General features: G+C 63.4%; 11 protein-coding genes. 9 read left to right on the plus strand and 2 right to left on the minus strand.

From position 1 onward, the window contains the following. Positions 1-270 precede the first annotated feature (270 nt). Together VF672_RS19680 and VF672_RS19685 are read right to left on the minus strand one after the other, a co-directional pair. Positions 271-591, minus strand: coding sequence for an EscU/YscU/HrcU family type III secretion system export apparatus switch protein (locus tag VF672_RS19680; RefSeq protein WP_331106213.1), 321 nt, complete (start codon positions 589-591; stop codon positions 271-273). Then, positions 591-2222: a flagellar hook-length control protein FliK gene (locus VF672_RS19685; protein WP_331106214.1), complete on the minus strand. Its 1632-nt coding sequence runs from the start codon at positions 2220-2222 to the stop codon at positions 591-593. The genes VF672_RS19680 and VF672_RS19685 overlap by 1 nt, the downstream gene beginning before the upstream one ends. Positions 2223-2383: 161 nt before the next feature. On the opposite strand from VF672_RS19685, the gene ccmA reads away from it, so the two are divergent. The 9 genes from ccmA to ccmI form a co-directional block, all read left to right on the plus strand. After that, positions 2384-3019 carry a cytochrome c biogenesis heme-transporting ATPase CcmA gene (gene ccmA, locus VF672_RS19690; protein WP_331106215.1) on the plus strand — a complete coding sequence of 212 codons (636 nt, stop codon included), beginning with the start codon at positions 2384-2386 and terminating at the stop codon, positions 3017-3019. Next, positions 3016-3687, plus strand: coding sequence for a heme exporter protein CcmB (ccmB, locus tag VF672_RS19695; RefSeq protein ID WP_331106216.1), 672 nt, complete (start codon positions 3016-3018; stop codon positions 3685-3687). Before ccmA ends, ccmB begins: the two co-directional genes overlap by 4 nt. A gap of 135 nt (positions 3688-3822) precedes the next feature. Next, complete coding sequence (locus VF672_RS19700; protein ID WP_331106217.1) at positions 3823-4632, plus strand: heme ABC transporter permease; 810 nt, start codon at positions 3823-3825, stop codon at positions 4630-4632. Continuing rightward, positions 4629-4805 (plus strand): heme exporter protein CcmD, encoded by a 177-nt coding sequence (gene ccmD / locus VF672_RS19705; protein WP_331106218.1) that lies wholly within the window; start codon positions 4629-4631, stop codon positions 4803-4805. The genes VF672_RS19700 and ccmD overlap by 4 nt, the downstream gene beginning before the upstream one ends. Continuing rightward, positions 4802-5275, plus strand: a complete 474-nt coding sequence (gene ccmE / locus VF672_RS19710; RefSeq protein ID WP_331106219.1) for a cytochrome c maturation protein CcmE — start codon at positions 4802-4804, stop codon at positions 5273-5275. The genes ccmD and ccmE overlap by 4 nt, the downstream gene beginning before the upstream one ends. A 3-nt stretch (positions 5276-5278) precedes the next feature. Continuing rightward, positions 5279-7252, plus strand: a complete 1974-nt coding sequence (locus tag VF672_RS19715; protein ID WP_331106220.1) for a heme lyase CcmF/NrfE family subunit — start codon at positions 5279-5281, stop codon at positions 7250-7252. Further along, complete coding sequence (locus tag VF672_RS19720) at positions 7249-7785, plus strand: DsbE family thiol:disulfide interchange protein (protein ID WP_331106221.1); 537 nt, start codon at positions 7249-7251, stop codon at positions 7783-7785. Before VF672_RS19715 ends, VF672_RS19720 begins: the two co-directional genes overlap by 4 nt. Positions 7786-7883: 98 nt before the next feature. After that, positions 7884-8354 (plus strand): cytochrome c-type biogenesis protein, encoded by a 471-nt coding sequence (locus VF672_RS19725; protein WP_331106223.1) that lies wholly within the window; start codon positions 7884-7886, stop codon positions 8352-8354. Next, the coding region (gene ccmI, locus VF672_RS19730; RefSeq protein WP_331106222.1) for a c-type cytochrome biogenesis protein CcmI at positions 8351-9193 on the plus strand (843 nt) is incomplete at its 3' end. The genes VF672_RS19725 and ccmI, both read left to right, overlap by 4 nt.

Here is a 9193-nt window from a genome sequence, read left to right on the forward strand (position 1 = left end):
GCCGGGAGATCGGATGAAGACAGAGACTGATTAACCGTCGTATGCTTTTTCATGGACTCGCCCTCGCTGTCGTTGGCTGTTTAGACTGCCACCGTGGCGCATTGACGCCTCGGCCTGGGCGAGTCCATCCAATTACAGTGGTCTGCGCAGTGTTCGAGAGATCACGCCAGTATGCCAAGCTGTGGGATCCGGATTGTCTCGGAAATCACGGTCCTACGCGAAATCCGTAGGAGCCGGCTTGCTGGCGAACGCGCTGGTGCGGGCAAACCCTCACCGCGGCGTGATGTCCCGCTCCACCGGCCCGGCATCGGGGTCGAAGCCCACCGGAAACTTGCCTTTCAGGCGCCACGCAAACGCGATGATTTCGGCGATGGTCAGGTACAGCTCCTGGGGAATGCTGTCGCCCAGTTCAAGGCGCGCGAGCATCTTCACCAGTTCGGCGTTTTCGTAAATCGGCACTTTGTATTCACGGGCGATCGCCAGAATGGCTTCGGCCAGGGTGTCATCGCCCTTGGCTGTCAGCGTCGGCGCCTGGTGACCGTCGTAGCTCAGGGCAATGGCCTGACGCGGTGTCTGCTCGGGTCTGCTCATCAGGCGTTCTCGTCGATCCAGCGTTGTTCGAGCACGGTGCGCGGCCCTTGGGGCGGCACCCCACGGTTGCATTGCAGTTCCTTGACGTTCAAACCGCACGCCACCAACCGCGCACGCAGATTGTCCAGCTCGCTGGATATCAACTCGGCGCTGCGTTCGCGTTCCGCCCACAGCTGGCTGGCGATGGTCCCGGCCATCAGTTGCGCCTGCACGTGCAACGGGCCAAGCGGTTCCAGATCAAACGCCAGCTCCAGCCGCCACAATTTCTCTTTTTCCCTGGTTTCCTGCGCTGGCGTGTCAGCCGTGTCTTCGCGCTCAGGCGTGTCCTCGCGCTGAACCTTGACCTGCAACGGCACGATGTCGTGGGCGTTGCGCATCGGGATTTCCAGTTGCCAGGTGGTCACCTGCGTGCCGTCGGCGTTGGTGCGTGTCTGCTCCAGTCCGCCCAGTTGATGGCTTTGCAGGCGCGAAATGGCCCCCGCCGCCAGTTTCAGCAGCGTCTCCAGATCGTCTTTGTTGTCCGGGTGGCCAAGGGTGCGCGGTGGTAATGGGAAGTTGATCGGCTGGCTCGGCGCTGCCACCAGCCCCAGCGTGCCGAAGGCGCTGCGCAACACGCTCGGCATGGCGCGCGCCAGGGTGTTGCCGGCCGCGGCAGCGTTGTAACTGACGTTGTCTGGCAGCCCCGGCAGAATCTGGGTGAACAGGCGCAGCAGGTTGGCTTTCATGTCCGGCACCAGCGTCGGGTTCTGCCCGGCCAGCAACCGCGATTCCATGAATAGCCCGCTGGCGTTCAGTGCCAGCGCCACGCCCTTGGCGGTGGTCATCTGCGGGACGTCCGGCAGATCGGCCAACAGCTGATCAATGCTGGCCCGCAGTGACGGCGACAGGTTGTCACCCTCGGCCGCCGGCGGTGGCATGTTTTGCAGGGCCGCGATCAAGCCCTGCAAGGAGCCCTGACGGCTTTGCTGGGTCGACAACTGCTGCGCCAGCGCCAACTGGTCCAGCCGATTGGGCAGGGCGACAAAATTCAGCGCCTGACTGTTCTGGACCTGAGCGCTGAGCAGACTGCCGACCCGCAACGGCTGCGGGCTGTCGACGGTCAGGCTGGTGCCGGCCAGCGCCGTGTTGAGCAGCATGACGATGGAGCGGTAATTAGTTGGCTGTGCGCTGGCAGACGATTGCCCGGGGGGTTGCCCCGTCAACTGCGCGACATTTTGCGCCGCGACCTGCGTGGTCAGCACCTTGCCCTGCAACAGCGTGCCGGCGGGTAATTGCCGGGTGTCGATGCTGGTCAGGCTGTTGGTAACGGCTTTTTGGAGGTCCTGCACGCTGATGGTCAGGGTGTCGGCCGAGCCTTGGGCGACGTTGACGCTGGTGCCGGGCGTCAGCGGCAGCGAACTGCTGACGGGCAGGGTGGTTTGCCGGCCGTTGTCCATGGTCAGCTTGAGCAACAGCTGAAAGTCCTGGCCCAACTGCTTGAGGCTGACCACTTCGGCGCTGGCCACCTGACCCGAGGTCAACAGCCCTTCGCGCGGCTCCATCAGCTTGAGCACTTCGCCCGCCGGAACGCCGGCGCGCAGCAAGGCCGTGGCGGCCGCTACTGGAGAAAGATTGGGTATATCGCCTGTCATCAGATCCCGACTCGGTAAATTTGCGCTCTGGGTGGCGGGTCCGGGTATGTATAATCCGGCACCGACGTCGTCGGCGGTCCACCGTTAAGCTGCATCAGTATAACGGCCGTCATGACCCCGACTTGAACCGCCGTGCCGCTGCTACTGAAAAGAAGGTCCTCATGTCGATCCCCGTCCTTGAAGCCGTGGCGCTCACTTGCGAGCGTGACTGGCGCCTGCTGTTCGAGAACCTCGAATTGCGGCTGGGCGCAGGCGATATGGTGCAGATCAGCGGCCCTAACGGCAGCGGCAAGACCAGCCTGTTGCGCCTGCTGTGCGGGCTCATGCAGCCCTCCGCCGGCAGCGTGCTGCTCGACGGCAAACCCCTCGCCAGGCAGCGCACCGAACTGACCCGTCACCTGTTGTGGATCGGGCACGCCGCCGGCATCAAAGACTTGCTCACCCCTCTGGAAAACCTCGCCTGGCTCTGCGCGCTGCACACGCCGGTGAAGCCCGACGACATCTGGCGTGCGCTGGAAGCCGTTGGCCTGCGCGGGTTCGAAGACGTGCCGTGCCACACCTTGTCCGCCGGCCAGCGTCGCCGCGTGGCACTGGCCCGGCTGTACTTGCCCGGCCCCGGCTTGTGGATGCTCGACGAACCCTTTACCGCGCTGGACAAACAGGGCGTGGCGCAGCTTGAGTCGCACCTGGCCGCCCATTGTGAAAACGGCGGCGCGGTGGTGCTCACCACCCACCACACGCTGAGCCACACACCGTCGGGCTACCGTGATCTGGACCTGGGGCAGTGGGCGGCATGAGTCATGTGTTTACCCTGCTGATTGCCCGCGAAGCGCGTCTGCTGTTCCGTCGTCCGGCCGAGCTGCTCAACCCGCTGGTGTTCTTCGCCATCGTCATCGCGCTGTTTCCCCTGGCCGTCGGCCCTGATACGCAACTGCTGCAGCGCCTGTCGCCGGGGTTGGTGTGGGTGGCGGCGCTGTTGTCCGTGCTGCTGTCGCTGGACGGCCTGTTTCGCAGCGATTTCGAAGACGGCTCTCTTGAACAGTGGGTGCTGTCGTCGCAGCCACTGGCGCTGCTGGTGCTGGCGAAAGTGCTGGCGCACTGGGTGTTTTCCGGGCTGGCACTGGTATTGCTGTCTCCTGTGCTGGCGCTGATGCTGGGCCTGCCGAGTGCGTGCTTGCCTGTGCTGCTGCTGTCGCTGCTGCTGGGCACCCCGGTGCTGAGCCTGCTCGGCGCGGTGGGTGCGGCCTTGACTGTAGGGCTCAAGCGCGGCGGTCTCCTGTTGGCGTTGTTGATTCTGCCGCTGTACATCCCGGTGCTGATTCTGGGCAGCGGCGCCTTGCAGGCTGCACTTGAGGGCATGCCTGCGACCGGTTATCTGCTTTGGCTTGGCAGTCTTGCCGCTCTGGCGGTAACCCTGACGCCCTTTGCAATTGCCGCTGGTTTGAAGATCAGCGTTGGCGAATAATCGCCCCCTGACCGAGTGGACAGCTTTTCCATCGGCAGGCCCAGGACGCTCCACTGATAAGGAGCGCCTCGCCCTGAAAGCGTTTCTGGCTGGGACACACCGTGATAATGAGCACCCCGATGAAAAGGCAGCGTGATGAACACAAGCGCCAAGGCTAAAGGCGGCATCAGTTGGGCCTGGTTCCATAAACTCGGTTCGCCCAAATGGTTTTACGGCATCAGTCGCCGTCTGCTGCCGTGGCTGAGCATTGCTGCGGCCCTGCTGATCGGCATCGGCGTGGTCTGGGGCCTGGCGTTTGCGCCGCCCGACTATCAGCAGGGCAACAGCTTTCGCATCATTTATATCCATGTGCCGGCAGCGATGCTGGCTCAGTCCTGCTACGTGATGATGGCGGTGTGCGGCGTGGTCGGGCTGGTCTGGAAGATGAAGATGGCCGACATCGCCCTGCAATGCGCGGCGCCCATCGGCGCGTGGATGACGGCCCTGGCGCTGGTCACCGGCGCGATCTGGGGCAAGCCGACTTGGGGCTCATGGTGGGTGTGGGATGCTCGACTGACCTCAATGCTCATTCTGTTGTTTCTGTATTTCGGTCTGATCGCGCTGGGCAACGCCATCACCAACCGCGACAGCGCCGCCAGGGCCTGCGCGGTGCTGGCTATCGTCGGGGTGATCAATATCCCGATCATCAAATATTCGGTGGAGTGGTGGAGCACCCTGCACCAGGGCGCGACGTTCAGCCTGACGGAAAAGCCGGCGATGCCCGCTGAAATGTGGCTGCCGCTGCTGTTCACCGTGCTGGGGTTCTACTGCTTTTTCGGGGCGGTGCTGCTGATGCGCATGCGCCTGGAAGTGCTCAAGCGCGAAGCCCGTGCCGGGTGGGTCAAGGATGAGTTGATAAAGCACCTTGGCCACATAGCGTCCTCTCGTCAGGGAGCTGAACGATGAGCTTCGAGTCTTTCAGCGATTTTCTCGCCATGGGCAAGCATGGACTGTACGTCTGGTCGGCTTACGGCCTGTGTTTCAGCGTGCTGGCGATCAACGTCCTGGCACCGGTTTTGGCGCGACGGCGTTACCTGCAACAAGAGGCGCGCCGTCTGCGCCGGGAGAGCATTACGTGAATCCGTTGCGAAAAAAACGCCTGTTGATCATTGCGGCGATCGTCGCCGGGGTCGGCATTGCGGTCAGCCTTGCCCTCAGTGCGCTGAAGGAAAACATCAACCTGTTTTATACCCCCACGCAGATCGCCAACGGCGAAGCGCCTCGTGACACACGGATTCGCGCCGGTGGCATGGTGGTGAAGGGGTCACTGCAACGCTCTGCGGATTCCCTGGACGTCACCTTTGTCGTCACGGACTTCAACAAGTCGGTGCCCATTACCTATCGCGGGATCCTTCCGGACCTCTTCCGCGAAGGGCAGGGCATCGTCGCCCTTGGCAAGCTGAACGCCGACGGCGTGGTCGCTGCCGATGAAGTGCTCGCCAAACACGATGAGAAATACATGCCGCCGGAAGTCGCCAAGGCACTCAAAGACAGCGGCCAGCCCGCGCCTGCCGCCACGCCCGCCGCTCTCCCGGACAAACAGGGGTAAACGATGATTCCCGAACTCGGCCATCTGGCCATGATCCTGGCCCTGTGCTTCGCCATTGTGCAGGCCGTCGTGCCGCTGCTGGGCGCCTGGCGCGGCGATCGTCTGTGGATGAGCCTCGCGCAACCCGCCGCGTGGGGGCAGTTTGCATTTCTGGTGTTCGCCTTTGGCTGCCTGACCCACTCGTTCATGGTCGATGATTTTTCGGTGGCCTACGTCGCCGAGAACTCCAACAGCGCCTTGCCGTGGTACTACAAGTTCAGCGCCGTCTGGGGCGCACACGAAGGCTCGTTACTGCTCTGGGCACTGATCCTCGGCGGCTGGACCTTTGCCGTGTCGATCTTTTCCCGGCAACTGCCGCAGGTCATGCTCGCCCGCGTCCTGGCGGTGATGGGCATGATCAGCGTCGGCTTTTTGCTGTTTCTGATCCTGACCTCTAACCCGTTCAGCCGCATTTTGCCGCAGGTGCCCCAGGACGGTCGTGACCTCAACCCGCTGCTGCAGGACATCGGCCTGATCGTCCACCCGCCGATGCTGTACATGGGCTACGTCGGGTTCTCGGTGGCGTTCGCCTTTGCCATCGCTGCCTTGCTCGGCGGTCGCCTCGATGCCGCGTGGGCGCGCTGGTCGCGGCCGTGGACCATCGTCGCCTGGGCTTTTCTGGGCGTCGGCATCACGTTGGGCTCGTGGTGGGCCTATTACGAACTCGGCTGGGGCGGATGGTGGTTCTGGGACCCGGTGGAGAACGCCTCGTTCATGCCGTGGCTGGTGGGTACGGCGCTGATTCACTCTCTGGCGGTCACTGAAAAACGCGGCGTGTTCAAGAGCTGGACAGTGCTGCTGGCCATCGCGGCGTTTTCGTTGAGCCTGCTCGGTACGTTCCTGGTGCGCTCCGGCGTGCTGACGTCGGTGCATGCGTTTGCCTCTGACCCGGCCCGTGGCGTGTTTATTCTGATCTTCCTGCTGATGGTGGTCGGCGGCTCCCTGACCTTGTTTGCCCTGCGCGCGCCGGTGGTGAAAAGCCACGTCGGCTTTGGCCTTTGGTCGCGGGAAACGCTGCTGCTCGGCAATAACCTGGTGCTGGTGGTGGCGGCGTCGATGATCCTGCTTGGGACCCTGTACCCGCTGGTGCTGGACGCTTTGAGCGGGGCGAAGATGTCGGTCGGTCCGCCGTATTTCAACGCCCTGTTTGTGCCGCTGATGGGTTTGCTCATGGCGGTGATGGCGGTGGGCGTGCTGGTGCGCTGGAAAGACACCCCGGTCAAATGGCTGCTGAGCATGCTCGCGCCGGTGCTGGTGGGCAGCGCGGTGCTGGCGGTGATCGCCGGCTTTGCCATGGCCGACTTCCACTGGGCGGTACTTGCCACTTGCTTGCTCGCCGCCTGGGTGTTGCTGGCCGGCGTGCGTGACCTGTTCGACAAGACGCGGCACAAAGGCCTGCTCAAGGGCATGCGCTCGTTGACCCGCAGTTATTGGGGCATGCAAGTGGCGCACATCGGTATCGCCGTGCTGGCGCTGGGCGTGGTGTTGTCGAGTCAGAACAGCGCTGAGCGTGACCTGCGCATGGCCCCCGGCGAATCGGTTGAGCTGGGCGGCTATAGGTTCGTGTTCGAGGGGGCTCAACACTACCAAGGGCCTAACTTCACCTCTGATCGCGGCACTATTCGTGTGCTCGAAAACGACCAGGAAATCACCGTGCTGCACCCGGAAAAACGCCTGTACACCGTGCAGCGTTCGATGATGACCGAAGCGGGCATCGACGCCGGTTTTACTCGCGACTTGTATGTGGCGCTGGGCGAACCGCTGGAAAACGGCGCGTGGGCGGTGCGGGTTCACGTCAAGCCGTTCGTGCGCTGGATCTGGTTTGGCGGGCTGATTACGGCATTGGGCGGGCTGCTGGCGGCGCTGGACAAACGTTACCGCGTCAAAGTCCGCGCCAAAGTGCGTGACGCGCTGAGCATGACGGGAGCGGCAGTATGAGGCGCTGGATGTTGCTGGCGCCGCTGGTGCTGTTTCTCGGCATGGCGGCGCTGCTGTACCGGGGTTTGTACCTCGACCCGTCGGAATTACCGTCGGCGTTGATCGGCAAGCCATTCCCTGAATTCAGCTTGCCTGCCGTGCAAGACGGAGCCCCGCTGACCCGCGCCAGCCTGCTCGGCAAACCGGCGCTGGTGAACGTTTGGGGCACCTGGTGTGTGGCCTGCCGCGTCGAGCACCCAGTGCTGACCAAACTGGCGCAGCAGGGCGTGGTGATTTACGGCGTCAACTACAAAGACATCAATGCCGATGCGTTGAAATGGCTCAAGGAGTTTCACGATCCCTACCAGTTGAACATCAACGACGAAGCCGGCAGCCTGGGCCTCAATCTGGGCGTTTACGGCGCGCCCGAGACCTTCCTGATCGATGCAAAAGGTGTGATTCGTTACAAGCATGTCGGCGTCATCGACGAAACCGTCTGGCGCGAGAAGCTGGCGGGCCAGTACCAGGCGCTGGTTGACGAGGGCTCGCAATGATCGGCCGGCAGGATATAGCGGCTGTACGGGCCCCTTCGCGAGCAAGCTCGCTCCCACCGGGGCGTGGCGGTGTGTCTGCTGGCTCGGTGCTGCGTGGAATGCGGCGGCTGGTGGTTGCCGCGGTGTTGGCGGTTGGTTTTGCGGGTGTTGCTCACGCGGCGATCGATGCATACACCTTCAAGGACGACGCGGAGCGAGCTCGCTACACCGAGTTGACACGAGAGCTGCGCTGCCCGAAATGCCAAAACCAGGACATCGCCGATTCCAATGCGCCCATCGCCGCCGACCTGCGCAAGGAGATCTACCGCATGCTCGGCGAAGGCCAGAGCAATCAGCAGATCATCGATTTCATGGTTGATCGGTACGGTGAGTTCGTGCGTTACAAGCCCGAGCTCAATGCGCACACCTGGCTGCTCTGGTTCGGTCCGGCAGGGCTGCTAGTGGGCGGCGCGGTGTTGATTGGTGTGATTGTCGTGCGCCGTCGCCGCTCAAGCCGCGAAGACGCCGACGTGCTTTCCGAGGAGGAGCGTCAGCGCCTCGCCCACTTGCTGGATAAAAACCGCGAATGATTGATTTCTGGATGGCCGCCGGCCTGTTGCTGCTGGTGGCCTTGAGTTTCCTGCTGATTCCTGTGGTGCGCGGTCGTCGCGCACAGAGCGAAGAAGACCGTACCGCCCTCAACGTGGCCCTGTATCAGGAACGCATCGCCGAGCTGCAGGCGCAGCAGGAGGAGGGCGTGCTGTCTGCGGCGCAAATGGACGGCGGTCGTGCCGAGGCCGCGCGCGAACTGTTGGCCGACACCGAAGGCGTGGGTGCCGAACGGGTGTCGCGCCTGGGCAAGCCGCTGCCCTTGCTCGCGGCGATTCTGGTGCCGGTGTTGGCGCTGGGGCTGTACCTGCACTTTGGCGCGTCGGACAAAGTTGAGTTGACCCGGGAGTTTTCCCAGCCGCCCGGTTCTCTGGCGCAGATGACCGAGCGGCTGGAGCGCGCGGTCAAGGCGCAACCGGACTCGGCCCAGAGCGCGTACTTCCTCGCGCGAAGCTACATGGCCCAGGATCGCCCGGCCGATGCCGCCCGGATGTTCGAGCGCGCGGCCAAGCTTGCGGGTCGCCAGCCGGAACTGCTCGGGCAGTGGGCGCAGGCGTTGTATTTCGCCGGCAACAAAGCCTGGACGCCGCAGATCCAGGGGATTGCCGAAGAAGCCCTGAAGCTCGACCCCAAGGAGGTGACCAGTCTGGGCCTGATGGGCATCAGCGGGTTCGAGAGCCAGCGTTTCGATCAGGCGGTCAGTTACTGGACGCGTTTGCTGGCCGTGTTGCCACCGAACGATCCCTCCCGCGCGGCGCTGGAAGGCGGCATCAAACGCGCCAATGACAAGCTTGTTGAAAACGGTGGCAAGCGTGAAGAC

The sequence above is a fragment of the Pseudomonas sp. genome (assembly GCF_036387035.1).
GTDB lineage: Bacteria > Pseudomonadota > Gammaproteobacteria > Pseudomonadales > Pseudomonadaceae > Aquipseudomonas.

What these genes read in the sequence shown, in the direction of transcription:
- VF672_RS19680 (WP_331106213.1), bottom strand. Translation starts at nt 591, where the DNA reads ATGAGCAGACCCGAGCAGACACCGCGTCAGGCCATTGCCCTGAGCTAC.
- VF672_RS19685 (WP_331106214.1), bottom strand. Translation starts at nt 2,222, where the DNA reads ATGACAGGCGATATACCCAATCTTTCTCCAGTAGCGGCCGCCACGGCC.
- ccmA (WP_331106215.1), top strand. Translation starts at nt 2,384, where the DNA reads ATGTCGATCCCCGTCCTTGAAGCCGTGGCGCTCACTTGCGAGCGTGAC.
- ccmB (WP_331106216.1), top strand. Translation starts at nt 3,016, where the DNA reads ATGAGTCATGTGTTTACCCTGCTGATTGCCCGCGAAGCGCGTCTGCTG.
- VF672_RS19700 (WP_331106217.1), top strand. Translation starts at nt 3,823, where the DNA reads ATGAACACAAGCGCCAAGGCTAAAGGCGGCATCAGTTGGGCCTGGTTC.
- ccmD (WP_331106218.1), top strand. Translation starts at nt 4,629, where the DNA reads ATGAGCTTCGAGTCTTTCAGCGATTTTCTCGCCATGGGCAAGCATGGA.
- VF672_RS19715 (WP_331106220.1), top strand. Translation starts at nt 5,279, where the DNA reads ATGATTCCCGAACTCGGCCATCTGGCCATGATCCTGGCCCTGTGCTTC.
- VF672_RS19720 (WP_331106221.1), top strand. Translation starts at nt 7,249, where the DNA reads ATGAGGCGCTGGATGTTGCTGGCGCCGCTGGTGCTGTTTCTCGGCATG.
- VF672_RS19725 (WP_331106223.1), top strand. Translation starts at nt 7,884, where the DNA reads ATGCGGCGGCTGGTGGTTGCCGCGGTGTTGGCGGTTGGTTTTGCGGGT.